Raw genomic sequence first — 26,202 nt, forward strand, 5'->3', positions numbered from 1 at the left:
GGCTCGCAGCCGGCGGCAGCTACAGGAAACGCATTTGCAATGCAGAAGCTGCCGCCGGCTGCGATCTTTTGATTTCAGGGGCGGGCCTTGAGCTGTGCTTCGGCTGCCTTGGCCAGATCCGGCGGGAGGAAGTCCTTGTCCGGGTTGTAGTCGGCTTTCAGATAACGCCGCAGGTCTTCCAGATCGCCCGGGTTCAACGTCCCCGCTGCCTGCTTCAAGCGCAGGTTGTCGAGGATGTAGTCATAACGCGTGTTGTTGTAGTTGCGCACCGAGGTGTATAGCTGGCGTTGCGCATCGAGCACATCGACGATGTTGCGCGTACCCACCTGATAGCCGATTTCCGTAGCTTCCACCGCGCTCTGGTTGGAGATGATCGACTGCTTGCGCGCCTGTACCTGCTCGACGTCGGTGTTCACCGCACGATGCAGATTGCGGGTGTTCTCGACGATCTGCCGACGCAGGGATTCACGCTGTTGCTCGCTCTGGTCCAGTTGCGCATACGACTGGCGCACTTGCGAACTGGTCAGCCCGCCGCTGTAGATCGGGATGTTCAGTTGCAGGCCCACGGTTGTCTGCTCGACGTTGCCGCTGTACGGCGTGCCAAAGGCGTTCGGGTTGGCAAAGCCGAGGGCGTCATTGTCACCCTTTTCATATTTGGCGACGGCATCGAGGGTCGGCAAGTGACCGGCCTTGCGCTGCTTGAGGGTTTCTTCGGCGGAGCTGACGGCGAAGTTGCTCGCCAGCAGATTGAGGTTCTGTTTAGCCGCCGTATCGACCCAAGCCTTGGCGTCATTGGGTGCCGGCGGCAGAATCGGCAACGTGTGGACGATGCCCTGAATCGAGTTGTACTGGCGGTTGGTCAGGGTGATCAGCGCTTCGAACGCATCATCGACCTGACGCTGCGCGACGATGCGGTTGGCCCGCGCGGTGTCGTAGCTGGCTTGCGATTGCAGGACGTCCGTCTTGTCCGAGAGGCCGACATCGAAGCGCTCGTTGGACTGGTCGAGTTGGCGCTTGAACGCCGCTTCTTCAGCCTTGGTCGACGCCAGATTGTCCTGGCTGCGCAGCACGTTGAAATAGCTTTCCGCTGATTGCAGGATCAGGTTCTGCTCGGTTGCCGACAATTGCAGCGCAGCCTGTTCGTTGACGTCCTTGGCGGCCTGGTACTGGAACCAGCGATCAGCACGGAACAACGGTTGGGCGAGCGTCGCCTGATACGAGTGAGCGCTGCGATTGGCGATGGCTGAAGGCTGATCGATCGAGGTGCGCACGTTCGCCGTTTCGGCGCCGCCGGACAGATTCGGCAGCAGGCCGGCCCGGGCCTGCGGCACCACTTCTTTCTGTGCGCCGTACTGGGCGCGGGCGGCGGCCAGGTCGGCGTTGTTGTCGACCGCTTCCTGATAGACGCTGACCAGATCGGTTTTGGTCGACAAGGGCGCTTCTGCTGCCCAGGCCATTGCGTTGGACGCACAAGACACGGCAAGAGCCAGTGAGAGTTTGCGCAGCATGAGGCGATCCCTAGCATTAATATTATGAAAATAATCCGGGCGCCAAAGGTAAGGCGCGGGCCCCGTAGCGTCAAGGCGTGGCAGGGCAAAGCGAGTGTAGTTGCGCAAGCGCATCACAACAATCGGCCAAGCTCCTGTATTTATGCCATTCATCATGGTGTTTGCTGCGGTGTTGGCGTTCTTTGCCGGTTGTGTCTAGACTGGCCGGGTTCTTGTCGGGGTGCCTTGCTATGAGGCTGAGATCGAATAATTTCGGATCCCGTTGAACCTGATCAGGTTAGCGCCTGCGTAGGGAACAAGATTTCTCGTCACCCGGCGAGTCCTCTTGTGCTTCGTCCGGGAAATTGTTCGACAATCGAACGCTCGACGACGATGCACAGCACCGGTCCTGGTGCGTCCGTGCCTTTCAGGTTCTGCTCCGACAATCCACTGCCTGGATGCTGTCTGGAGAGCCCGTGATGACGACTACAAAATCAAAAAACGCGATCAACCTGAGTGACTCGGCCAAGGTCGACGAGCAATCGGTCAAACCGTTCACCCGTTCGCAAAAAGTCTACGTTCAGGGCTCGCGCCCGGACATCCGCGTACCCATGCGCGAAATCACCCTCGACGTGACGCCGACCGACTTCGGCGGCGAAATCAACGCGCCGGTCACCGTTTACGACACTTCGGGCCCTTACACCGACCCGAACGTAGTGATCGACGTGCGCAAAGGACTGGGCGATGTGCGTTCGGCGTGGATCGATGACCGTGGCGACACCGAGCGCCTGCCAGGCCTGAGTTCGAACTTCGGCCAGCAGCGTCTGGCCGATGCGGAGCTGACCAAGTTGCGTTTCGCTCACGTCAACAACCCGCGCCGCGCCAAGGCCGGGGCCAACGTCAGCCAGATGCACTACGCCCGTAAAGGCATCATCACCGCCGAGATGGAATACGTCGCCATCCGCGAAAACATGAAGCTGCAGGAAGCCCGCGCTGCCGGCCTGTTGCAGCAGCAACACGCCGGCCACAGCTTCGGCGCGAGCATCCCGAAAGAAATCACTGCCGAATTCGTCCGCGAAGAAATTGCCCGTGGTCGCGCGATCATTCCGGCCAACATCAACCACGTCGAACTGGAACCGATGATCATCGGCCGTAACTTCCTGGTGAAGGTCAACGGCAACATCGGCAACAGCGCGCTTGGTTCGTCTATCGAAGAAGAAGTGGCGAAACTGACCTGGGGCATTCGCTGGGGTTCGGACACCGTGATGGACTTGTCCACCGGCAAGCACATCCACGAAACCCGCGAGTGGATCATCCGCAACTCGCCAGTGCCGATCGGCACCGTGCCGATCTACCAGGCGCTGGAAAAGGTTAACGGCGTTGCCGAAGACCTGACCTGGGAGCTGTTCCGCGACACGCTGATCGAGCAGGTCGAGCAGGGCGTCGACTACTTCACCATCCACGCCGGCGTACTGCTGCGCTACGTGCCGCTGACCGCCAAACGCGTGACGGGCATCGTCTCCCGTGGCGGTTCGATCATGGCCAAGTGGTGCCTGGCGCACCACAAGGAGAACTTCCTTTACACCCACTTCGACGAAATCTGCGAAATCATGAAGGCCTACGACGTCAGCTTCTCGCTGGGCGATGGTCTGCGTCCGGGCTCGATTGCCGACGCCAACGACGAAGCGCAATTCGGCGAACTGGAAACCCTCGGCGAACTGACCAAGATCGCCTGGAAGCACGACGTGCAGTGCATGATCGAAGGCCCGGGCCATGTGCCGATGCAGTTGATCAAAGAGAACATGGACAAGCAGCTGGAGTGCTGCGACGAGGCGCCGTTCTACACCCTCGGCCCGCTGACCACCGACATCGCACCGGGCTACGACCACATCACCTCGGGTATTGGTGCGGCAATGATCGGCTGGTTCGGTTGCGCGATGCTCTGCTACGTGACGCCGAAGGAACACTTGGGTCTGCCGAACAAGGATGACGTGAAGACCGGAATCATCACCTACAAGATCGCCGCCCACGCAGCGGACTTGGCCAAGGGGCATCCGGGCGCACAGATTCGCGACAATGCCTTGAGCAAGGCGCGTTTTGAATTCCGTTGGGAAGACCAGTTCAACCTGGGGCTTGATCCGGACACTGCGCGCTCGTATCACGATGAAACCCTGCCGAAGGATTCGGCCAAGGTGGCGCACTTCTGTTCGATGTGCGGGCCGAAATTCTGCTCGATGAAGATCACCCAGGAAGTCCGCGAATACGCGGCCAACCAGCGGATCGACGCGGTCGACGTGGATGTCGCCCAAGGTCTGGCGGAACAGGCCGAGCGGTTCAGGAAGGAAGGCAGTCAGCTTTATAAAAAAGTGTAAGCGGCAAGCTACAAGCTGCAAGATAAAAGCAGATGCGAAACCTGCTTTTTCTTGCCGCTTGTGGCTTGCAACTTGTAGCTATCACTCCTGTGAGATCAACACCCTTGAGCATTCAACCCAGCACTTATTCCCCCGACCTCGCCGTGCCCGCCGACAAGCGTGTGTTTGGCGGTCGGGACCTGTTTTCCCTGTGGTTTTCCCTCGGCATCGGCCTGATGGTTTTGCAGACCGGCGCATTGCTCGCGCCGGGTCTGGGCCTGTCCGGGTCGCTGCTGGCGATTTTCCTTGGCACGCTGGTTGGCGTGCTGTTGCTGGCCGCTGTTGGCGTGATCGGCAGCGACACTGGCCTGTCGTCGATGGCCGCGCTGAAACTCAGTCTCGGCAGTCGAGGCGCGAGCCTGCCGGCGCTGCTGAATCTGCTGCAACTGATCGGTTGGGGTTCGTTCGAAATCATCGTCATGCGCGATGCCGCCAGCCTGCTCGGCACCCGTGCGTTCAGCGAAGGTTCGCTGTGGTCGAGCCCGATATTGTGGACATTGTTTTTCGGTGCTCTGGCGACCTTGCTGGCGGTGAGCGGGCCGCTGACCTTCGTGCGGCAGATCCTGCGCAAATGGGGCATCTGGCTGCTGCTGGCGGCGTGCCTCTGGCTGACCTGGAACCTGTTCGCCAAAGCCGATCTGGCCGCTCTCTGGTCCCGCGCCGGTGACGGTTCAATGCCATTTGCCGTGGGCTTCGACATCGCCATCGCGATGCCGCTGTCGTGGCTGCCGCTGATCGCCGACTACTCGCGTTTCGGCAAGCGTGCGAAAAACGTTTTCGGTGGTACTGCGGTCGGCTTCTTCATCGGCAACTTCTGGCTGATGAGCCTCGGCGTCGCCTACACCCTGGCCTTCGCGCCGAGCGGTGAAGTCAACGCGTTGCTGCTGGCTTTGGCCGGCGCCGGATTGGGCATTCCGTTGCTGCTGATTCTGTTGGATGAGTCGGAAAACGCCTTCGCCGACATTCACTCGGCAGCGGTGTCCAGCGGAATTCTGTTGCGCCTGAAAGTCGAGCATCTGGCCTTGGCCATCGGCGTTGTCTGCACGCTGATCGCCCTGCTGGCGCCGTTGGCGCAGTATCAGAATTTCCTGCTGTTGATCGGTTCGGTGTTTGCGCCGCTGTTCGGCGTCGTGCTGGTGGATCACTTCATTCTGCGCAAACGCAGCGCTCAGGTTGCGTCAGCCGCATTGCGCTGGCCGGCATTGCTGGCCTGGCTGGGTGGCGTGAGCACCTACCATTTGCTGGCGAATCTGTATCCGGATGTCGGCGCAACCCTGCCGGCGCTGGTGCTGGCAGGGCTGTTGCAGCTGGTGCTGGGCCGGGCCTTCAGTTACGGCCGGGAAACAGCTCGGGCTTGAGAATGCCGTTCAGGCGCGGGTAAGGAATCTTCAGTTCGATGTGGCCCAGTGCGTAAGGCGCAATGGTGGTCACGTCGTACTTGAGGATCACGCCGCCGTAGGTCAGCGCCACGTTCGGGGTTTTCACGAACGGCCAGTTGTTGACGAACTCCGGTTCCTGATCGAGTTTGGTGCTGATCAACCAGCTGTTGTGCGCGACCTGCGCCGCCTTCCAGAATGCCTCTTCCTGACCCGGCATCAGCATGTCGGACAGGTTCAGCACCTTGTGCTGCTGGCGCGAATAGTTGATGAAACCGCGACCCGGTGTGCCATGCGCGCCGCCGGTGTCGAGGTAACTCGACACCTCGATGATCACCAGGCCGTCATGCTGTTCACGTACTTTCGCTTGCAGGTAACTGCTGTTGCGCGGGCCGGCACTGGCCAGGAACTGCTCGCGATACGCCGCCAGGGTTGGCGCCACGGGAGCGTTCTTCTCGGTGCGGGTCATTTGCAGCAGGCGTTTTTCGATGATGCCGTCCAGCGCAGGTTCGGCCGGGAAGCGCAGGGTGTCGATGTTCACCAGCGGGCAATCCGGGTTGGAACAGCCCGGTTTCAGTTGTTCCGACGCATCGCGGGTGGTTTCCAGCGGCGTGCGGTAGTTGGGTTGGAACAGGCTTGCGCACGCGCCCAGAGTCAGGGCAATGGCGGCCACGGAGGCAATTTTGAAAAGCGACATGGGCGTCCTTTCGAAAGCAAGGGAAGGCAAAAAAGTTACCGCTTCGACTCTCAACGAAGCAGTCAGTTCGCCACTAAGCTAATTAGAGTGCGTTTCGCCTCCACCGTCCATCCCGGTAGCGGGAAAGGGGCTGCATCAAAAGGCGCGGGCGCGTTAGGATGGCGCGAAGTCGAGGTTGCCAGTCACTCCCAGCAATCTCGTAATGGATGTGCAGTGAAGAGGATGCTCATGACTGATTATGCCAACACCCTTCCGACCACCGTCGATGTCGTGCGGCGCGAACGTTGCTACGAGGGCTTCTACAAGCTCGACCGTCTGCACCTGCGTCATGAATTGTTTGACGGTGGGATGAGCCGCGAAATCAATCGTGAAGTGTTTGTGCGTCACGATGCCGTGTGCATGTTGCCTTACGATCCGCAGCGCGACGAAGTGGTGCTGATCGAGCAGTTTCGCGTCGGCGCCATGGGCAAGGCCGATAACCCGTGGCTGGTTGAACTGGTCGCTGGTCTGATCGACAAGGATGAGCAACCGGAAGAAGTTGCTCACCGCGAGGCGCAGGAGGAAGCTGGACTGGCCATCAAGGCCCTGTGGCCGATGACCAAATATTTTCCGTCGCCGGGCGGCAGCAACGAGTTCGTGCATTTGTATCTGGGGCGTTGCATCACCGACGGCGTTGGCGGCCTGCATGGCCTGGAAGAAGAGGCAGAAGATATCCGCGTCACGGTCTGGGCCTTGGAAGATGCCTTGCAGGCCGTCCGCGACGGACGCATTGCCAATGCGGCGAGCATCATCGCCTTGCAGTGGCTGGCGCTGAACCGCGCCGAAGTGAGGGGGCTATGGTTGTAAACAAGTTGCGCGATCGTTATCGAGTCGACCTCGCGGGGCTGCAAGCCGCCTGCGAGGCCAACTATGCGCGCCTGATGCGACTGCTGCCGGACATGCGCAACGACCCCGAGGCGCGGCGTATCGCCGTGACCCAGGGCGAGCAGATGCTCGGCGTGCTGGCCCTGGAAGTGCTGCAAACCTGTCCTTACACCACGACACTGCAGGTGCGTCAGGAGCACAGCCTGCCGTGGCTGCCGGTGCCGCAACTGGAAGTGCAGGTCTACCACGACGCGCGCATGGCCGAAGTGGTCAGCGCCGAACATGCACGACGCTTTCGCGGCATCTATCCTTATCCGAATGCGGCGATGCATCAGCCGGATGAGAAGGCTCAGCTCAACCTGTTCCTGGGGGAATGGCTGAGTCATTGCCTGGCGTTGGGGCACGAGTACGAAGTCGTTCGCTAGTTGTGAACTGCGTCCGGTTCGCCGGTTTCCTCTTTGACTGATCCCCCAGCATAATTGCGACACTTGATCGTTTCCGTGCTTTTGCCTTGGGAGAGCGCCTTGCCGAGCGTATCCACGTTGACCCACGCCGATCCGGCGTTGCTGGTGCAGTTGTCCGATAGCCATCTGTTCGCTGAAGCGGACGGTACGCTGGTGGGCATGAACACCCGCGAGAGCCTGCAAAAGGTCATTGAGCTGGTGTTGGCGCAGCAGCCGCAGATCGACCTGATGCTGGCTACCGGAGATATTTCCCAGGACGGCACGCTGGAGTCGTATCAGCAGTTTCGTCAGATGAGCGCGCAGATCGATGCGCCGGCACGCTGGATTCCCGGCAATCATGACGAACCGATGATCATGGCCCAGGCTGCCGTACAGAGCATGCTGCTGGAACCGGTGATCGATATCGGCAACTGGCGCGTGACGATGCTCGATTCGGCTGTGCCCGGTTCGGTGCCGGGGTATCTGCAGGACGATCAACTGCAGTTGCTGGCGCGCTCGCTGAGCGAAGCGCCGGAACGTCATCATCTGGTGTGTTTCCACCATCATCCGGTGCCGATCGGTTGCGCTTGGGCGGACGCGATCGGTTTGCGCAATCCCGAAGCGTTTTTCGAGGTGCTGGATCGCTTCCCGCAGGCTCGCGCCGTCTTGTGGGGGCATGTGCATCAGGCGTTTGATCGCGAGCGCAATGACGTGCGTCTGATGGCGTCGCCGTCGACCTGCATTCAGTTCGAACCGGGCAGTGAAGACTTCAAGGTCGGTGAGCAGGCGCCGGGGTATCGGTGGTTGCGTTTGTGGCCGGATGGGCGAATCGAAACCGGCGTTGAGCGGGTGACCGGGTTTGCCTTCACCGTCGATTACGGCTCTGACGGTTACTGAGACCACGCTGGCCTGCTCGCGAAGGCGTCCGCACAAACACCCACGATCTGCCTGACTCCCTGTAAACTCCGCTATCTTTGGCCGACACTCAGGGAGCTCAAATGTCCGGTTCGATTCTCTATATCCACGGTTTCAACAGCGCTCCGGCCTCGAAAAAGGCCTGTCAGCTGGTCGCGGTGATGGAGCGGCTGGGTTTGGGCGACAAACTGCGTGTTCCGGCTCTCCATCATCATCCGCGCGAAGCCATCGGTCAGTTGGAGCAAGCAATCGCCGAGCTGGACAGCCCGCTGCTGGTGGGAAGCTCCCTCGGCGGCTACTATGCGACTCACCTGGCCGAGCGCCATGGCCTGAAGGCCCTGCTGGTCAACCCAGCGGTCAGCCCGCACCGGATGTTCGACGGCTATCTGGGCCCGCAGAAGAATCTGTATACCGATGAAACCTGGGAATTGACCCACGACCATGTCACGGCCCTGGCCGAACTGGAAGTGCCGGCACCTCAGGATGCGCAGCGTTATCAGGTGTGGTTGCAGACCGGCGATGAAACCCTTGATTATCGCCTCGCCCAACAGTATTACCGCGCCTGCGCCTTGCGCATTCAGGCCGGCGGCGATCACAGTTTTCAGGGTTTTGCCGGGCAATTGCCGGCGTTGCTGAGTTTTGCCGGCATTGGCGCCGATGTGTATCAGGCAATCGATTTCACCGCACTGTGAAGTCTTGCCCCTATTTCATGAATGACTGACGACGAGACCCTATGGCCACTCCCAGCGCTAGCTCTTATAACGCCGACGCCATCGAAGTCCTCTCGGGCCTCGACCCGGTGCGCAAACGCCCCGGCATGTACACCGACACCAGTCGGCCGAACCACCTCGCCCAGGAAGTCATCGACAACAGTGTCGACGAAGCCCTGGCCGGCCACGCCAAATCGGTGCAGGTCATCCTGCACGCCGATCACTCGCTGGAAGTCAGCGACGACGGTCGCGGCATGCCGGTCGACATTCACCCGGAAGAGGGTGTGTCGGGCGTCGAACTGATCCTCACCAAGCTCCACGCGGGCGGCAAGTTTTCCAACAAGAACTACCAGTTCTCCGGCGGTCTGCACGGGGTGGGTATTTCCGTGGTCAACGCCTTGTCGACCGAAGTGCGCGTGCGCGTCAAGCGTGACGGCAACGAATACCAGATGACGTTCAACGACGGCTTCAAGGCCTCGGAGCTGGAAATCGTCGGGACTGTCGGCAAGCGCAACACCGGCACCAGCGTTTACTTCGCGCCGGACCCGAAATACTTCGATTCACCGAAATTCTCCATCAGCCGTCTCAAGCACGTGCTCAAGGCCAAGGCTGTGTTGTGCCCGGGCTTGCTGGTCAGCTTCGAAGACAAAGGCACCGGCGAGAAAGTCGAGTGGCATTACGAAGACGGCCTGCGTTCCTATCTGGTCGACGCGGTCAGCGAATTCGAACGTCTGCCGAACGAGCCGTTCTGCGGCGCGTTCGCCGGTAACAAGGAAGCGGTCGACTGGGCGCTGCTGTGGCTGCCGGAGGGCGGCGACGCGGTGCAGGAAAGCTACGTCAACCTGATCCCGACAGCGCAGGGCGGTACCCACGTCAACGGTTTGCGTCAGGGGCTGCTCGACGCCATGCGCGAATTCTGCGAGTTCCGCAGCCTGCTGCCACGTGGCGTGAAGCTGGCGCCGGAAGACGTCTGGGAGCGAATCGCTTTCGTCCTGTCGATGAAAATGCAGGAACCGCAATTCTCCGGCCAGACCAAAGAACGACTGTCGTCCCGTGAAGCGGCGGCGTTCGTCTCTGGTGTGGTCAAGGATGCCTTCAGCCTCTGGCTCAACGCCAACCCGGAAACCGGTCTGGCCCTGGCCGAACTGGCGATCAACAACGCCGGTCGTCGTCTCAAGGCGAGCAAAAAAGTCGAACGCAAGCGCGTCACCCAGGGCCCGGCGTTGCCGGGCAAACTGGCCGACTGCGCCGGGCAGGACCCGATGCGTTCCGAGCTGTTTCTGGTCGAAGGTGATTCCGCCGGCGGTTCCGCCAAGCAAGCACGGGACAAGGAGTTCCAGGCGATCCTGCCGCTGCGCGGGAAGATCCTCAACACCTGGGAAGTCGACGGCAGTGAAGTGTTGGCCAGCCAGGAAGTGCACAACATCGCCGTGGCCATCGGGGTCGATCCGGGCGCGGCAGACATGAGCCAGCTGCGCTACGGCAAGATCTGCATCCTCGCCGACGCCGACTCCGACGGTCTGCACATCGCGACCTTGCTCTGCGCCTTGTTCGTCCAGCATTTCCGCCCACTGGTGGACGCCGGTCACGTCTACGTCGCGATGCCGCCGTTGTACCGCATCGATCTGGGCAAAGAGATTTATTACGCGCTCGATGAAGCCGAGCGCGATGGCATTCTCGACCGTCTGGTCGCCGAGAAGAAACGCGGCAAACCCCAGGTCACCCGATTCAAGGGTCTGGGTGAAATGAACCCGCCGCAGCTGCGCGAAACCACCATGGACCCGAACACTCGGCGTCTGGTGCAACTGACGCTGGGCGAAGACTTCGCCGAAACCTCGGAAATGATGGACATGCTGCTGGCGAAGAAACGCGCCGGTGACCGCAAGACCTGGCTCGAATCTAAAGGCAACCTCGCCGAGGTGCTGGCCTGATGCGGTTTGGCTGGGCCTTGGCGGGTGTGTTGCTGCTGAGTGCGATGAATGTGTCGGCCGAGCCGTTGCAGGAATTGCGCGTGCTTGCCGAGCACCCGGTCGATGGTATGCGTGGCGGTAACCTGTCGGGGTTGGCCATGTGCGGCGGGGAACTGTGGACAGTGTCGGACCGCGATGACGATCAGATCTATCGGCTCAATATCGCCGATCAGGTCTGGCAGGCCGAAGCCGTGCACATCGACGTGCCGCTGGTGCCGGACACCGGTTTGCCGTGGGGCCTGCGCTCGCGCAACTGGGCCGCGTCGTTCGTGCGCGGTGGCGATCTGGATTTCGAAGGTATCAGCTGCGACAGCGCCGGCAATCGCTACATTGTCAGCGAAGGTCATGCTGCGGTCTTGCAGGTGCCGGTCAGTGGCCCGGCCAACTGGCTGAAGATTTCACCGATGATGGTCCGCGAAGCGCGGGCCAGCGGCATGCTCCTGCATTTCAATGCGATCTTCGAGGGCCTGGCGATCAACCCGGCGGGCGATCAGCTTTGGCTGGCGGCCGAACGGCAAAGCCGCGGCTTGCTGCTGATCAAGCGTCAGCAGACGGTGTGGAATTGCGACGGTCGCTGCGTGCTGCTCAGTGAGGGCGGCAAAGAGATGCAACCGCCGCAGTTTCCCCACGCCAAAGCGGTCGATAAGGATTTTTCCGACATTTCGTTGTTCAACGGCAAATTGTTTACCCTGGAACGCAACGCGTTCCAGATTTGTCGCCGCGACCCGCAGACCGCCAAGGTCGAGCACTGCTGGTCGTATGCGGCCGAACTGTTGCAGGCCAACCGTCGCTACTCGCAGAACTACGGGCTGGAAGAGGCGCTGATCGTTGACGCTGACGGTGCGTGGATCGGCGTCGACAACAATTTTGGCCCGCGTGCCGACGGCGAGGTTCGCCCGATTGTCTGGCGCTTCGCCGCGCCTGACGGTGGCTGGAGCGCCAAGCCGTGAGCCAGCAGCCGCCGGGCAAACGCGCCGGTCGTGTGCTGATGATTCTGGCGTGGTGCGCGGCGCTGTTTCTGGCCACGCGGTTTTTCGGTCAGTGGGAGCAACGCCAGCAGAATCCGAACGTGGTCGTCACGTCGGAGCAGGGCGCAGGTTTTATCGAAGTGAAACTGGCCGGCAACGCCCAAGGGCATTTTGTCGCCAGCGGCCAGATCAACGGTGAGCCGGTGGAGTTCTTGCTCGACACCGGCGCCACTGATGTGGCGATCCCGGCGGATCTGGCCAAGCGTTTGAAGCTGGAAGAAGGTTTCGGTGTGACTCTGAGCACGGCCAACGGCCTGAGCCAGGGCTACCGAACCAAAATTGCCCGCCTGCAACTGGGCGACATCGTGCTGCGGGATGTCCGCGCACTGGTGGCGCCGGGGCTGCATGGCGATCAGGTGCTGCTCGGCATGAGCGCCCTGAACAAACTTGAATTTACTCAGCGCGGTGGCACCATGCTGCTGCGCCAGACAACGAACCGATGAGGCCCGCATGAGCGACTCCCTTGATCTCAGCCTGGACGGTGTAGAACGCCGCTCGCTGGCTGACTTCACCGAAAATGCCTACCTCAACTACTCCATGTACGTGATCATGGACCGTGCCTTGCCGCATATCGGCGACGGTCTGAAACCGGTACAGCGGCGTATCGTCTACGCCATGAGCGAGTTGGGGCTGGACGCCGATTCCAAGCACAAGAAATCGGCGCGGACCGTCGGCGACGTGCTCGGCAAGTTCCATCCGCACGGCGACTCGGCCTGCTACGAAGCGATGGTGCTGATGGCCCAGCCATTCAGCTATCGCTACACGCTGGTTGACGGCCAGGGTAACTGGGGTGCGCCGGACGATCCCAAGTCCTTCGCCGCCATGCGTTACACCGAAGCACGCCTGTCGCGCTATTCCGAAGTGCTGCTCAGCGAACTGGGCCAGGGCACTGCCGACTGGGGCCCGAACTTCGACGGCACCCTGCAGGAGCCGCTGGTGTTGCCGGCGCGCTTGCCGAACATTCTGCTCAACGGCACCACCGGCATCGCCGTGGGCATGGCCACCGATGTGCCGCCGCATAACCTGCGTGAAGTGGCGACTGCTTGCGTGCGTTTGCTTGATGAGCCGAAAGCCACGGTTGAACAGCTCTGTGAACACATTCAGGGCCCGGACTACCCGACCGAAGCGGAAATCATCACGCCGCGCGCCGACCTGCTGAAAATGTACGAAACCGGCAAGGGCTCGGTGCGCATGCGCGCCGTGTACCATGTCGAGGACGGCGATATCATCGTCACCGCGCTGCCGCACCAGGTGTCCGGCGCCAAGGTGCTTGAGCAGATCGCCGCGCTGATGCAGGCGAAACCGTCGAAAGCCCCGCAGATCGCTGACCTGCGTGACGAGTCCGACCACGAAAACCCCTGCCGCATCGTGATCATCCCGGTCAACAGCCGCGTCGATCACGAAGCCCTGATGCAGCACCTGTTCGCCAGCACCGAGCTGGAATCGACCTACCGGGTCAACGTCAACATCATCGGTCTGGATGGCAAGCCGCAGCTGAAAAACCTGCGTGCCTTGCTGGTCGAATGGCTGGAATTCCGCGTGCTGACCGTGCGTCGCCGCCTGCAATTCCGCCTCGACAAGGTCGAGCGTCGCCTGCACCTGCTGGACGGTTTGTTGATTGCCTACCTCAACCTGGACGAAGTGATCCACATCATCCGCACCGAGGAACACCCGAAAGCCAAGCTGATCGAGCGTTTCGCCCTCAGCGAGATTCAGGCCGACTACATCCTCGACACTCGCCTGCGTCAGTTGGCGCGCCTGGAAGAGATGAAGCTGCGCGACGAGCAGGACGAACTGCTTAAAGAACAAGCCAGGCTGCAAGCGCTGCTGGGCAGCGAAGCCAAGCTGAAGAAGCTGGTGCGCACCGAACTGCTGAAAGACGCCGAAACCTATGGCGATGACCGTCGTTCGCCAATCGTCGAGCGTGCTGAAGCCAAGGCGCTGACCGAGCACGATCTGCTGCCGAACGAGAAAGTCACTGTCGTGCTGTCGGAAAAAGGCTGGATTCGTTCCGCCAAAGGTCACGACATCGACGCCACCGGTCTGTCATACAAGGCTGGCGACGGCTTCAAGACCTCGGCGGCGGGACGTTCCAACCAGTCTGCCGTGGTGATTGACTCCACCGGGCGCAGCTATTCGGTCGCCGCGCACACGCTGCCGTCCGCCCGTGGTCAGGGCGAACCGTTGACCGGTCGTCTGACGCCGCCACCGGGTGCGACTTTTGAATGCGTGCTGATGCCGGAAGACGACGCACTGTATGTGATCGCCTCGGACGCCGGTTACGGTTTCGTGGTGAAAGGCGAAGACCTGCAAGCCAAGAACAAGGCCGGCAAGGCTTTGTTGAGTCTGCCGAACAACGCCAAGGTGATTGCGCCGCGTCCGGTGGCTGATCGTGAGCAGAACTGGCTGGCCTCGGTTACGACCGAAGGTCGCCTGTTGATCTTCAAAATCAGCGATCTGCCACAATTAGGGAAGGGCAAAGGCAACAAGATCATCGGTATTTCCGGTGAACGTGTGGCCAGTCGCGAAGAATATGTCACGGACATCGCCGTCATTCCTGAAGGCGCGACGTTGGTGCTGCAGGCCGGAAAACGGACACTGTCGCTCAAGGCCGAAGACCTCGAACACTACAAAGGTGAGCGTGGTCGGCGTGGTAACAAGCTTCCACGTGGCTTCCAGCGGGTTGATGCGCTGCTCGTCGAAAACCTCAATTAGGCGCCCTAGAGCGTTCGATCTACGATTTAACGCGTAGATCGACGCTTTGGCGCTGGAGTCGGAACGCATATTCACGGATGATATGGCCTTTCCAAGCGCCGGCGTGGCCGAGCGTTCTTCATATTTATTGAGTATTTTCACTGTGGTCAGCCTTGTGGCGGCCACCTGGACGGGATGATGACTGCTCTGCGCCCCCTTATTTTCCTGCTCGCCGGCGTTTTGGGCCTGGCGGGTTGCAGCGTTCACCAGCCGGTGTCGCTGTATCAACTGGACAGCGGAAGTCCGGTTCAGCCTGCGCAAAGCGCGGGCATGGCGGTTTTGTTGGGTCCGGTGGTCGTCGCTGACTACCTGCAACGCGAAACCCTGCTCCAACGTCAACCGGACGGCAGCCTGCAAGCGGCGACCGATGGTCGTTGGGCTGGCAGCCTTTCGTCGGATATTGACCAGTTGCTGATGCGTCAGGTAGCTGGCCATCTGGACAGTCAACGTGTGGTGCTGGCGCCGGCCACCAGCGGCTTTACCCCGGACGTGCAGGTGTTGCTGACCATCACGCGTCTGGACTCGGGTGCGAAACAGCCGGCGATTCTCGATGCGCAGTGGCGTCTGATCGACCGTCGTGGTCAGGTGCGTGACAACCGCATCGTCCATCTGCAAGAGCTGCATGCCGGTAGCACGGCGTCGCAGGTGCATGCGCAAGGGATTCTCTTGCAGCGTCTGGCCGAGCAACTGTCGGTCGCGTTGAAACCACTGGCCAATCAGCCTCCGGTCGCGGAAGTGCCACGTAAATCAGCAACGAAACCGGCAGTGCCAGCGGCGGAAGCCGAAAAGCAGCCGAAGATTCCGATGGCATCGCCGATTCGGACCGACATGGAAGTGTTCCGCTTCTAAGCCTGGATCGAGTCAGAACAGAGCCCGCCTTGTGCGGGCTTTGTTGTTTCTACCCTCACCCTAGCCCTCTCCCGGAGGGAGAGGGGACTGACCGAGGTGTCTTGCGTCATACGTCGACCTGAAAGAGCCTGGCGATTCTGGATTCACAGCAGGGCGCTCAAGTCGCTGTAGCTCTCCAATATCCCCAAATCAGTCCCCTCTCCCTCGGGGAGAGGGTTAGGGTGAGGGGCTTTTCAGTCACACACAAAAAAGCCCGCAGACAATCACTCGTCTGCGGGCTTCTGTGTTTCAGGGCTTAAGGCTTACGCCCGGCGCTCGTGCATCCGCGCCAGTTGCCGCTCCAGCATCGACGGATAAGGCTCCATCAAGCGCTCTACACAGCAAGCGCCTTCAGGGCTGGCAATCGGGCGGATTCGCGCACGCTGGCGGATCAGCGCGTCATCACTGATCTTGCGCTCAACCAGCAGCAGGTTGCGGCTGTGTTGCGACAGGGCCAGGGCGTCCTGCGCCGAATCGGTCAGCAGCAGGTCGATCTGACTCAGGCCAAACAACTCGTCACCCAAAGTCAGCCCCAGCTGCAGTTGCAGGGTGATGCCGCTGTCCGCGACCTCGATCTGTAACTGGTGCCCCAGCGCCCGCAGCAACTCGCCGCAGCAAATGGCATTGGTCAGGTAATCGTCGCCGCTGTCTTCGGTGTGGAACAGCATCAAGGTGCTGCCGTCGTTCAGGGTTTCGATTTCTGCCTGATACAGCGAGGCGGCCTGATCGAGGCAGTCGCGATAACGCTCCAGCAACTCTTCCAGGCGCGCACGCGGCAGGCGACGCAGTTGTTCCTGCGAACCCAACTGCACGGCGAGTACGGCGCTGTGCTGAGGCACGCTCGGCGTGGCCTTGCGGGCCACCGGTTGCGGTGCCTGGTCCAGCGACTCGTCGCGCAGATCAGCGAAGGCGTCATCGTCCTCGTCGTCTTCAACGGTGCTGACCACATGGCGCGGCGCCGGTTTTTGCGCGGCCAGCGGGCGGGTTTCGTCAAAGCTCGGATCACGCAGGTTGCGCACCTCGAACTCTGGTTCGTCCTCCTCCTCTTCGAACTCGGGTTCCGGCTCAGGCTTGGGTGCGGGTTCCGGGGCGAAATCGGCGTGCAGCTGCCGCGCCAGATCGCCGATCTCGTCCTGACGATCAGTGCCCGGCGTGTATTCATTGATGTTTCGCAGCCACACGCGCAGTTGCAGCAGCGGTGTCGACAGATAACGGCCCATGCGCAGGCTCAGGGCCAGCGACAGCGCCAATAGAATCCCGCTCAAAATGCCCATGCTTTGCAAGCTGATGGTCATTGGCTGCTGGAACTGATCCATGTCCAGGCTGATGCGCAGCTGCCCGGCGGTCACGTCCTGGAAGGTGATCTTGCTCTCGTACATGCCTTCGGCTTCGCCCAGCAGGCTGTGCTTGGGCCGCTGACCGGACTCGGCGAGGATGCGGTTATCCACGCTGTAGATCGCCGCGTGGGCCACCAGTTTGTTCTTGGTCAGGTTGTTGAGCAGCACGTTGAGGCTGAGGATGTCGTTGGACACCAACAGCTCCGTGGCCGAGGTCGCGGTCTGTGTGGTCAGGCTTTCGCCCAGCGCATCGGCTTGCTGGTGCATGGCCTGCTTGAATTGCAGGCCCATCACGCAGGCATAGATCACCAGGGCCAGAGCGACCAGGATCACGTTATGGCTGGCAATGCGCAATGCAATCGGTACACGGCGGTGGCGCAGTGCACGGAAGATCAGCAGGAAGAAGTTATCGGTTTTAACTGGCGTGGGCCGGTTCACTGAGCTCGGCTCTTTTGTCCGTGAAGTTGACGCGCAGTATAGCGACAGGCCCTAGACCGGCAAAGCGCTCGCGGTGCCCGATGGTCACTGAAAGTGGGTAGAATGCGGTTTTTTTCCAGTTGCGGGGGTGCGCGTTGCGCGAAATCGTCCTGATTAACATCACGGGAGTCGACCGTCCGGGTCTGACGGCAGCCATTACCGGCGTTCTGGCACAAGGTGGTGTGAACATTCTCGACATCGGTCAGGCGGTGATCCACGACACCCTGTCGTTCGGCATCCTGGTTGAAATTCCCGACTCCGAGCAAGGCAAGTCCGTGCTCAAGGACATCCTGTTCAAAGGCTACGAACTCGATCAGCAGGTACGTTTCACCCCGGTGTCCGAAGAGGATTACCAGCAATGGGTGGGCAATCAGGGCAAGAAACGCCACATCGTCACCCTGTTGACGCGCAAAGTGACCGCCGGCCAATTGCAGGCCGTCAGCTCGATCACTGCCAAATACGGCCTGAACATCGACCATATCGACCGTCTGTCGGGTCGAATGCCGCTGGACACTCCGGCGGACAAGGGCAAGGGCTGCATCGAGTTCTCCGTGCGTGGTGAAGCGGCTGATCCGCAGGCCCTGCGCGCTGAATTCCTCAGCGTCGCGCAGGAGTTGAACGTCGACATCGCCTTCCAGGAAGATTCGCTGTTCCGCCGCAACCGGCGCCTGGCGGTGTTCGACATGGACTCGACGCTGATCGAAGCCGAAGTCATCGACGAATTGGCCAAGGCGGCCGGTGTCGGCGAGCAAGTGTCGGAAATCACCGAGCGCGCCATGGCCGGTGAACTGGACTTTCGCGCCAGCTTCAAAGAGCGCCTGGCCTTGCTCAAAGGTCTGGACGTCAGCGTGCTGGACTCCATCGGTGCTTCGTTGCGCCTGACCGAAGGCGCCGAGACCCTGTTCGCCGAACTCAAGCGCCTGGGTTACAAGACCGCGATCCTGTCCGGTGGCTTCACCTATTTCGCCAAGCAGTTGCAGGCCAGACTGGGCATCGACTATGTGTTCGCCAACGAACTGGAAGTGGTCGACGGCAAGTGCACCGGCGTGGCCATCGAGCCGATTGTCGATGCGCAGCGCAAGGCCGACCTGTTGAAAGAACTGGCACACAAGGAAGGCTTGCGTCTGGAGCAGACCATTGCCGTGGGCGACGGTGCGAATGACCTGCCAATGCTGGCGATTGCCGGGCTGGGTGTGGCGTTCCGCGCCAAGCCGCTGGTCAAGCAATCAGCGAAGCAGGCGATTTCGACGTTGGGTCTGGATGGCGTGCTGTACTTGCTGGGTTTCCGTGATCGTGACGGGCAGCTCTGAGTTCTCTATCGCTTGACTTGGCCTCTTCGCGAGCAGGCTCGCTCCCACAGTTAAATGCATTTCAAATGTGGGAGCGAGCCTGCTCGCGAAGGGCACGCCTCGGTCTAGAGCGATTTCCACAACGAATCAAAATCCTCCTCGCTCCCGCCATCCCGTGCGGCCTCCAGCGAGCGATAAGCAAACTGATTGAAACTGTGCGTACTCGCCACCCGCCGATCCAGCCCGGCGCGGTGTTTTTCGCCCTGGGTATTGATCAGCACTTTATGGCCTTCCTGAAACGGCAAGCGTGGCGCGAGCAGGGTTGCTGGCAAATCAATCGCACTGATTTGCGGCAGTAGCAGCCCGCGCAGATACTGACTGTGATCGTCTCGCGAGCGCACCAGTTGCAGGCCACAGGGCTGGGCATGGGGTGCCACCAGCTCAATGCCCATTTGCGTGCCGCCACCACGCACCTGTCGAATCCAGCGAATCACCGCGATGCTCCAGCCCAGGCTCACGCTGTCCTGAATCCCGAGCATTTCCCCGGCCTGCAACTCGGCGGGGACCTCGCTTGGCCACGCCAGGCAATAACCACCGGGGCTGTGGTTGATCACCGGTAAGGCGTAAGTCGGGTAGTGCGGTGTGCTGTCGCTGGTGTTTTCGTCCTCAACCAAGTGGTCGTACTGGATTTCTTCATACGGCAAAAATTGCTCGCTGTTCTGCGGCGCCGCGTCGAACGCCTGACTCCAGCTGTCCTTTTCACCCTTGGCGACGGCGTTGCTGAAGTTCGCCGCGCGGGCGCCGGGGTGTTTCAGCAGTTCGCTGAAACTGCGTTCCCCGCCGAGGTAGAAGTGCAGGGCGCTCATCCCGACGCACACGGTCAGATCGCCCTGACCCACGGTGCGCTGAAAACTGCGCTCGGCTGCCTGCCCCCAAGTGGCATGCAGATGTTGCAGGGTGTCGACGCTGAGCCCGGTCGGAACCGGCAACGGTGTCGACGTATCCATTTGCCCCAGATGCGCTTCGATGGCGTTCACTAGCGCCTGCGGGTCGAAACCGAGTAATCCGGGCTGTTGCTCGCTGCGAAACATGTTGCGATAACGTGGACCGGCATCGATTTGCGGGCTGATCGCAAACAGACCGTCGCCAGGGCGACCGGGATGCAACTTGAGCAGGGCGCTCCACGGTTCCAGCACTTCGGTCAGGCGCGCGATCTGGTTCTGCCGCATCTGATTGCAACGGGCGCTGCCCAGCAGCAGCGCGGCGATGTAGGTCTGTTCAACGCTGAGTTCGGTGGTGAGGCTGGCGAGATCGTCGTTTATCCGGCGCTGTTGCAGCTGCAGTTCGCAGGCGGTGCGATAGAGCTGATGCAACTCGAACCACACATGCTCCGGCGGCGAGCTGTACAACTGCGTGGCGCGCAGCAGTTGGCTTTTCATCGCATGAACGGCGCGTTGCAGGGCCATGCCGACCAGTGCGGCGCGATCCTTGGCGTACTTGGGCGCAATCCGCAGGACGATCTGTTTGTAGCCGATGGCCAGATGGCTTTGCAGGGCCTGGCAGAGATTGCTGATCTTGCGTGAACGCTCATCGAGCATGATCGCCTGATGCAGGAAGTGTCGCTCCAGGTGCTGGCAGACGAAGTAAACCTCGGGCCGCAGCAACTCCAGCAAGTGCAGGCGGTTGTCGCTGGGGGTGAGCAATTGGTTGAGTTCACCCAGCCCCTGATACAGCAGGCGGGCGGTTTCGCCGATATTGGCCTTGGGCAGGCCGGCGATCCAGCGCTTGAGGTCGCGCGGGTTGGCTTCGCAAAACGACAGGCGCGGCTGACTCGGGGTCGGGGCGCGCAGCTGTGGAGGGGAAATGGTCTGGCTCATGCCAAAAACCATAGCAGCAAATGAGGCAATCTGCGGGAGCGCCTGAGGCGGCCCCCGCAGACGATCAATCAGGCTTTTGGCAGCGCCAGGCCTTGACCCATTTGCACGGGTGAACCGGCGACCAGCTCTTCAGCCCATTTCACTTGATCCGGGCCAAACAGCACGATGGCGGTCGAACCCAGTTTGAAGCGGCCCAGTTCAGCGCCTTTTTCCAGGTGAATTGGCGCACGTGCGGCTTCGTCGTAGCGGAAAGTCTTTAGCTCGCGTTTCGGCGGCGTGACCAGACCGGCCCACACGGTTTCAATCGAAGCGACGATCATTGCGCCGACCAGCACCACGGCCATTGGCCCGCGTTCGGTGTCGAAAATGCATGCTACGCGCTCGTTGCGGGCGAACAGTTCCGGGACGTTTTCAGCGGTGGTCTGGTTGACCGAGAAGATCCGGCCCGGGATGTAGACCATTTCGCGCAGGGTGCCGGCCAGCGGCATGTGCACGCGGTGGTAGTCCTTCGGCGACAGGTAAATGGTGGCAAAGTCGCCGCCCATGAACGGCGCGGCGTTGGCCGCGTCACCGCCGAGCAGTTCCAGCACGCTGAAGCTGTGGCCCTTGGCCTGGAACACCCGGCCATGCTCAATCGGGCCGAGCTGGCTGACCGCACCATCGGCCGGGCTGAGGATCGCGCCCGGGGTTTCGTCCAGCGGACGCGCGCCGTCTTTCAGGGCGCGGGTGAAGAACGCATTGAAGTGCTCGTAAGCGGTCAGGTCTTCGACCAGCGCTTGCGACATGTCCACCTGGTAGCGCTTGGCGAACCATTGGGTGAAGGCATTCTTGAACCAGCGCACGCGGCACTCGGCAATGCAGCCGGCCAGACGTGACAGCAGGTGATGAGGCAGCAGGTACTGGCTGAGGATAAACAGACGCTCTTTCATTGGTTGTCCTTGGAAACTTGAATCTCGACAGGCGTGTCAGGGTGGTTGCCCCATTCGCCCCAGGAACCGGCGTAGCCCTTGACCCGCGGATAACCGAGGGACTTGGCCACCAGATAAGTGAAGCCCGACCGGTGATGGGTCTGGCAGTGAGTAATGATTTCCTTGTCCTTGGTGATCCCGAGGTTTTCGAGAATCTGCGGCATGTCCGTGCGGATGCGCAGCTGACGTGCCTTGTCCATGCCCGCCGTCCATTCGAAATTGACTGCGCCGGGAATGTGTCCGGCCTTGGCCGCCAGCACTTTCTCGCCGGAGTATTCCAGCGGCCCGCGCGCATCCCAGATCGCCAGATCGGCAGCACCGAGACGGCTTTGCAGGTATTCACGGGTCGCCGTCGGCTCCTCGTGCAAAGTCAACGGCACCGGGCCACCGACGGCCGCGGGTACCTGGATCGACATCGGCATGCCATCCGCCAGCCATGCCGGCAGACCACCGTCTAAATAGTGGTACTGGTCGTGACCGATCACGTCGAGCAGCCAGATGAAGCGTCCGGCCCAGCCGCCGCCTTCATCATCGTAAACCACGTAGACCGCGTCCTTGCGATGGCCCAGCTCACCGAACAATGCTTCCAGATCCGCTTTGGCCGGCAGCAGTCCCGGCGCCGGCGGCTGGCCGAACTGGGTGCGTTTCGGGTCGACAAAGCGTGCACCGGGCAGATGACCTTCGGCGTAGCGGGCGGGGCTGGTCAGGTCCACCAGAATCAGGTTGCTGGCCTCAAGCCGAGGAAGCAAGTCGCTCGGTTCGATGACGAGCGGCAAGCCAGAGAAGTCAGACATGTGAGGTCTCCAGAGCACAAAGGGGGGGATTGTAGCGCAGCCTCATCGGCCACGGCTGCTAAAGCTGTGCAGGGCTTTTTCAACGCATTGCGCGGTTTTACCGAAGGCTTGTACGGTAATGTCGGCGAACGGCCCGCCGCCCTGATCGGCGACGACGATCATGATCACCCGGCCATTGTTGACCAGTGAACGCAGGAACAGATGCTCGCCACGAAACAGTGTGCGCAGGCTCGCAGGCAGCAGGGCGGAAAATTGCGCATCGTTCTCTGGCGTGATGCGAACCTGTGCCTGTTGCGCGAGCAGTCGTTGCAGGACCTTGCTCTGGCCGACGACGAAATTCAAGGCAGCCGCTTCTTTGGGTAAGCCGTGGATCTGGTGCACGCGCAGGCTCGATTGCGTGCGGTCGGCCATCAGGATCATCACCCGGCGCATGCCGCTGGCGACCAGCGCATCGCGAGCGGCGACGGTCAGGCTCATGGCATTGGTGAAGCGGCTCGGTTCGGCGAGCAGTTCAGCGCATTGCCGGCGCCATTGCGTCAGATCTTCCGAGGTTGGCGCAGCGGCGGGCAACATACCCGCCGGCAAACGGCGCGTGCCCCAAGGCCACAACAGCGAAACCGCGGGGTGCCACAGATCCGGCATTGCATGCAGGCGTGCGCTGTTGGCAGCCTGCTGGTGCAGTTGTTGTTGCACTTCGTCCATCGAGACTTGCAGATAAAGGCTTGTCAGGTACTGCCAGCGCTCACTGTGCGGACTGTCCCAGGCCTGTTGAGCCGACAGCGCCAGGCCGTTGGCCAACAGCACGGTGTTGGCCGGCTGGTTGAGCCAGCGACGCAGGGTCGGGTCATCGTCGAGGCGGTTTTGCTGGCGCAGCGGGTGTTCACTGTCCCGGGCGATGCGCAGCACTTTCACCAGTTCGCGCTGTTCACTGAGCAGCAATTTATAGCCCTGCTGCACCCAGATCGGCAGATGCCAGGCTTGCACCAGCGCCTCAGCGATTTTCAGCAGGCGCACGCCGAATAGTTGCTTTTCGACCACGCGTGCCGATTCGCCCTTGTGAATCACCCGCAGCTCCCACTCTTCAAGCAATTGCGGATACGTCAGCGCCAGCGGCCACAGCGGCGACAGAAACAGCAGGCTGCCCCAATGAATGTCCTGCCACAGCCGCGCCAGACGACTGGCGAAAAAGCCGTTGGCCTGTTGCGTGGCGTGCTGGCTGATCATCTGCAGTTGGCGCAGGGCCTTGGGAATTTGCATCTGCGGTTGGGCAGGCAGGCGCGCGAGCAGTTCTTCGGTGCGGGCGAGGCCGAGGCGGGTGATTGCGACTTCGAGATTTTCCGCTGGCGCGCTCATGTTGCCGTGGGTGTGACGATTCGCCTCACGGATGACGCTCAAGGCCAGCGCGGGGCTGTCCTGCATCAGGTCGGCAATGTCGCGCAGCGAGCTTCGGTTGTCGCGGATCGCCCGGCAAACCTTGTCGTGAGCCTCTTGCGGCACGGGCAGGCGGACGCTGTCGAGGAGCTTGACCCAGCCGTCGAGCGTGGTCGGTCTAGCGTGTGGGACGTTCGTTTCATTAGCCATGTCTGGACGGGATCTTCACTGACTGTAGACGCGCCCGGCATGGGCTAAATTGGCTTTTCGCCTGAACTGGCTATAGTCTGGCGCAGTTTTGCCGATAAGTAGAAGAAGAGATTTTTTAACTTCCGAATATGACCTTGAACCCGACTTAAGTAAGTACTTTCTACCTATGGCTAAAATTATCGGCATCATCGTCGTATTCGCGAGCGTGCTCGGCGGATACGTGCTTTCCCACGGCAAGATTGCCGCCCTGATTCAGCCTTTTGAGGTGTTGATCATCGGCGGTGCCGCACTCGGTGCATTCCTGCAGGCCAACCCTGGCTATATGACCATGCACGTGCTCAAGAAGTCCCTGAGCATGTTTGGTTCCCGCTTCAGCCACACGTTCTATCTGGAAGTGCTTGGCCTGATCTACGAGATCCTCAACAAGAGCCGCCGCGAAGGCATGATGGCCATTGAAGGCGATATCGAAGACGCCGCCGCGAGCCCGATTTTCGCCAAGTATCCGGCCGTGCTCAAAGACGAGCGCATGACCGCGTTCATTTGCGATTACCTGCGCATCATGTCGTCTGGCAACATGGCCCCGCACGAACTCGAAGGCCTGTTCGACATGGAGTTGTACAGCCTCAAGGAAGACCTTGAACACCCGTCCCACGCAGTGAACGGTATCGCCGACGGCATGCCCGGTTTCGGTATCGTCGCGGCGGTACTCGGTATCGTGGTGACCATGGCTTCTCTGGGTGACGGTGACCAGAAGTCCATCGGCCTGCACGTCGGTGCGGCACTGGTCGGTACCTTCTTCGGTATTCTCGCGGCTTATGGTTTCTTTGGCCCGTTGGCACATTCTTTGGCCCACGATGCGAAGGAAGAGCTGAACGTCTACGAAGCCATCAAGGCTTCGCTGGTGGCTTCGGCTTCCGGCATGCCGCCATCGCTGGCGGTCGAGTTCGGTCGCAAGGTGCTCTACCCGGCCCACCGTCCAAGCTTTGCCGAGCTGGAACAAGCCGTTCGCGGTCGCTAAGACATGGAAAATAATCAGCCGATTATCATCAAGCGCGTCAAGCGCATAGCCGGCGGGCATCACGGCGGGGCGTGGAAAATCGCCTTCGCCGACTTCGCCACGGCGATGATGGCGTTCTTTCTGGTGTTGTGGCTGTTGTCCACCGCGACGCCGGAGCAGAAGATCGCTATCGCCGGTTACTTCAAAGACCCGGTCGGCTTTTCCGAAAGCGGCACGCCGTACATCATCGATTTGGGTGGTACGCCGACCCTGGCGCCGGAAAACACCCTCAACCCTGAGGTGAAGTCCCAGCCGCAACCGGACAAGGTCACCATCGATACCGAACAGGTCGAAGGCATGGCCGAACAGGTCGAGAGGGAACGCCTGGAACTGCTCCTGCAAGAGCTGCAGAACAAGGTCGACGAGAACCCGCAACTGCAGAAATTCAAGGATCAGATCCTCTTCGAGATCACGCCCAACGGCTTGCGCATCCAGATCATGGACGCCGAGAACCGGCCGATGTTCGACTCCGGCTCTGCACGCCTGAAGCCATATTTCGAAGACATCCTGCTGGCCATGGCTGACACCATCAAAGCGGTGCCGAACAAGATCAGCATCAGCGGCCACACCGACGCCAAGCCTTACACCGGCACCGGCGATTTCGGTAACTGGGAGCTTTCTGCCAACCGCGCCAACGCGGCCCGTCGTGCCCTGGTTGCCGGCAGCTATCCGGACGCGCAAGTGGCGCGGGTCGTCGGTTATGCCTCGTCGGCGCTGTTTGACCGGGAAAACCCGTTCAACCCGGTCAACCGTCGCATCGATATCGTCGTGCTGACCAAAAAGGCCCAGGCCGCTATCGAAGGCGCGCAAGGTGCCGACGCGGCTAAACCGGAGGATCAAGGCCAGAACGACGCCGCTCCGGCAGCGCCGGTCGATCCGAACGCTCTGCCGGCGGATCAGCAACCGGTACCGGCACACGAGTTGCGCGAACGCCTGAACCTGTTCGACGACGCCGCACCGAAACCGGCGGAACCGGGGAGTGCGGCGCCAGCCACTCCACCGCCCACTGCCCCGGCCCCCGCGCCGAAGCAGTGACCCACAAAAAAGCCGACAGTGATGTCGGCTTTTTTGTGCCTGTTGTCTCGTCCGAGAAGCTCGGCAGGTTCACGCTTGCAGGGCTTTTCTCGTTTTCGGCGGGCGGCCATTTGCTGGTGTTCACCGATGATCAGGTATTGCAGTTTTTGGGAATTGCCCTACAGCCAGCGCTTGAGCTTCCAGGTAACGTCAGTCTGCCCCAGCTATGAGCCGGGATTCTCCAAGGACGAAAAGGAAGCTCAGT

At 61.0% G+C, this 26,202-nt stretch carries 22 protein-coding genes and 1 riboswitch; of the genes, 15 read left to right on the forward strand and 7 right to left on the reverse strand.

Annotated features, from left to right (window positions below; all coding sequences use genetic code 11):
• Positions 1–74 precede the first annotated feature (74 nt).
• Positions 75–1,508, reverse strand: a complete 1,434-nt coding sequence (locus AACY19_RS04940) for a TolC family outer membrane protein (RefSeq protein ID WP_339448503.1) — start codon at positions 1,506–1,508, stop codon at positions 75–77.
• A 206-nt stretch (positions 1,509–1,714) separates the two neighbouring features.
• Positions 1,715–1,820: riboswitch (TPP riboswitch) on the forward strand.
• Between the two features lie 146 nt (positions 1,821–1,966).
• On the opposite strand from AACY19_RS04940, the gene thiC reads away from it, so the two are divergent.
• Together thiC and cytX are read left to right on the forward strand one after the other, a co-directional pair.
• On the forward strand, positions 1,967–3,859 hold the full coding sequence (thiC, locus tag AACY19_RS04945; RefSeq protein WP_339448505.1) for a phosphomethylpyrimidine synthase ThiC: 1,893 nt from the start codon (positions 1,967–1,969) through the stop codon (positions 3,857–3,859).
• Between the two features lie 104 nt (positions 3,860–3,963).
• A complete protein-coding gene (gene cytX, locus AACY19_RS04950) occupies positions 3,964–5,256 on the forward strand; it encodes a putative hydroxymethylpyrimidine transporter CytX (RefSeq protein WP_339448507.1) in 1,293 nt (430 codons plus the stop codon).
• On the opposite strand, the gene AACY19_RS04955 is transcribed toward cytX, so the two are convergent.
• Positions 5,225–5,971 carry an RsiV family protein gene (locus tag AACY19_RS04955; RefSeq protein WP_339448509.1) on the reverse strand — a complete coding sequence of 249 codons (747 nt, stop codon included), beginning with the start codon at positions 5,969–5,971 and terminating at the stop codon, positions 5,225–5,227. The two genes, cytX and AACY19_RS04955, sit on opposite strands and share 32 nt — an antisense overlap.
• Before the next feature lie 228 nt (positions 5,972–6,199).
• Here AACY19_RS04955 and AACY19_RS04960 point away from each other — a divergent pair, with 228 nt between their 5' ends.
• From AACY19_RS04960 to AACY19_RS05000, 9 genes are all read left to right on the forward strand, one after another.
• A complete protein-coding gene (locus AACY19_RS04960) occupies positions 6,200–6,817 on the forward strand; it encodes an NUDIX domain-containing protein (protein WP_339448511.1) in 618 nt (205 codons plus the stop codon).
• The gene (locus AACY19_RS04965; RefSeq protein ID WP_339448512.1) at positions 6,808–7,260 is read left to right on the forward strand and encodes a DUF1249 domain-containing protein; all 453 of its coding nucleotides are present in this window, start codon (positions 6,808–6,810) and stop codon (positions 7,258–7,260) included. Before AACY19_RS04960 ends, AACY19_RS04965 begins: the two co-directional genes overlap by 10 nt.
• Positions 7,261–7,359: 99 nt before the next feature.
• Positions 7,360–8,175, forward strand: a complete 816-nt coding sequence (cpdA, locus tag AACY19_RS04970; protein ID WP_339448514.1) for a 3',5'-cyclic-AMP phosphodiesterase — start codon at positions 7,360–7,362, stop codon at positions 8,173–8,175.
• Between the two features lie 101 nt (positions 8,176–8,276).
• Entirely contained in the window at positions 8,277–8,885 is a 609-nt protein-coding gene (locus AACY19_RS04975; RefSeq protein WP_339448516.1) for a YqiA/YcfP family alpha/beta fold hydrolase, read from the forward strand.
• A 41-nt stretch (positions 8,886–8,926) separates the two neighbouring features.
• Complete coding sequence (gene parE, locus AACY19_RS04980; protein ID WP_103304642.1) at positions 8,927–10,834, forward strand: DNA topoisomerase IV subunit B; 1,908 nt, start codon at positions 8,927–8,929, stop codon at positions 10,832–10,834.
• Positions 10,834–11,823 (forward strand): esterase-like activity of phytase family protein, encoded by a 990-nt coding sequence (locus tag AACY19_RS04985; RefSeq protein ID WP_339448519.1) that lies wholly within the window; start codon positions 10,834–10,836, stop codon positions 11,821–11,823. Before parE ends, AACY19_RS04985 begins: the two co-directional genes overlap by 1 nt.
• Positions 11,820–12,344 (forward strand): retropepsin-like aspartic protease family protein, encoded by a 525-nt coding sequence (locus tag AACY19_RS04990; protein WP_339448520.1) that lies wholly within the window; start codon positions 11,820–11,822, stop codon positions 12,342–12,344. Before AACY19_RS04985 ends, AACY19_RS04990 begins: the two co-directional genes overlap by 4 nt.
• Positions 12,345–12,351: 7 nt before the next feature.
• The gene (parC, locus tag AACY19_RS04995; RefSeq protein ID WP_339448522.1) at positions 12,352–14,616 is read left to right on the forward strand and encodes a DNA topoisomerase IV subunit A; all 2,265 of its coding nucleotides are present in this window, start codon (positions 12,352–12,354) and stop codon (positions 14,614–14,616) included.
• A 177-nt stretch (positions 14,617–14,793) separates the two neighbouring features.
• Complete coding sequence (locus AACY19_RS05000) at positions 14,794–15,504, forward strand: PqiC family protein (RefSeq protein ID WP_339448524.1); 711 nt, start codon at positions 14,794–14,796, stop codon at positions 15,502–15,504.
• Between the two features lie 302 nt (positions 15,505–15,806).
• Here AACY19_RS05000 and AACY19_RS05005 read toward each other — a convergent pair whose 3' ends face one another.
• Complete coding sequence (locus AACY19_RS05005) at positions 15,807–17,318, reverse strand: AhpA/YtjB family protein (protein WP_339448526.1); 1,512 nt, start codon at positions 17,316–17,318, stop codon at positions 15,807–15,809.
• A gap of 134 nt (positions 17,319–17,452) precedes the next feature.
• On the opposite strand from AACY19_RS05005, the gene serB reads away from it, so the two are divergent.
• Positions 17,453–18,667, forward strand: a complete 1,215-nt coding sequence (serB, locus tag AACY19_RS05010; RefSeq protein ID WP_141128517.1) for a phosphoserine phosphatase SerB — start codon at positions 17,453–17,455, stop codon at positions 18,665–18,667.
• 104 nt (positions 18,668–18,771) lie between these two features.
• Here serB and AACY19_RS05015 read toward each other — a convergent pair whose 3' ends face one another.
• The 4 genes from AACY19_RS05015 to AACY19_RS05030 all read right to left on the reverse strand — a co-directional run bounded on the left by AACY19_RS05015 (position 18,772) and on the right by AACY19_RS05030 (position 23,866).
• On the reverse strand, positions 18,772–20,523 hold the full coding sequence (locus AACY19_RS05015) for a molecular chaperone (RefSeq protein ID WP_339448530.1): 1,752 nt from the start codon (positions 20,521–20,523) through the stop codon (positions 18,772–18,774).
• Positions 20,524–20,591: 68 nt separating this feature from the next.
• A complete protein-coding gene (gene asd / locus AACY19_RS05020) occupies positions 20,592–21,452 on the reverse strand; it encodes an archaetidylserine decarboxylase (RefSeq protein ID WP_024011354.1) in 861 nt (286 codons plus the stop codon).
• Positions 21,449–22,285 carry a thiosulfate sulfurtransferase gene (gene rhdA / locus AACY19_RS05025; protein WP_339448532.1) on the reverse strand — a complete coding sequence of 279 codons (837 nt, stop codon included), beginning with the start codon at positions 22,283–22,285 and terminating at the stop codon, positions 21,449–21,451. The genes asd and rhdA overlap by 4 nt, the downstream gene beginning before the upstream one ends.
• A 42-nt stretch (positions 22,286–22,327) precedes the next feature.
• The gene (locus AACY19_RS05030) at positions 22,328–23,866 is read right to left on the reverse strand and encodes an HDOD domain-containing protein (RefSeq protein ID WP_339448534.1); all 1,539 of its coding nucleotides are present in this window, start codon (positions 23,864–23,866) and stop codon (positions 22,328–22,330) included.
• Positions 23,867–24,032: 166 nt separating this feature from the next.
• Between AACY19_RS05030 and motA the strand changes: the two genes are divergently transcribed.
• Genes motA through AACY19_RS05045 form a run of 3 tightly spaced genes read left to right on the forward strand, consistent with a single transcriptional unit; the run spans position 24,033 to position 26,167 of the window.
• Entirely contained in the window at positions 24,033–24,884 is an 852-nt protein-coding gene (gene motA, locus AACY19_RS05035) for a flagellar motor stator protein MotA (protein ID WP_339448536.1), read from the forward strand.
• 3 nt (positions 24,885–24,887) lie between these two features.
• A complete protein-coding gene (gene motB / locus AACY19_RS05040; protein ID WP_339448538.1) occupies positions 24,888–25,958 on the forward strand; it encodes a flagellar motor protein MotB in 1,071 nt (356 codons plus the stop codon).
• Positions 25,955–26,167, forward strand: a complete 213-nt coding sequence (locus AACY19_RS05045; protein ID WP_339448540.1) for a hypothetical protein — start codon at positions 25,955–25,957, stop codon at positions 26,165–26,167. The genes motB and AACY19_RS05045 overlap by 4 nt, the downstream gene beginning before the upstream one ends.
• Positions 26,168–26,202 lie beyond the last annotated feature (35 nt).

The organism is Pseudomonas sp. EA_5y_Pfl2_R50, assembly GCF_963970475.1.
Taxonomy (GTDB): Bacteria; Pseudomonadota; Gammaproteobacteria; order Pseudomonadales; family Pseudomonadaceae; genus Aquipseudomonas.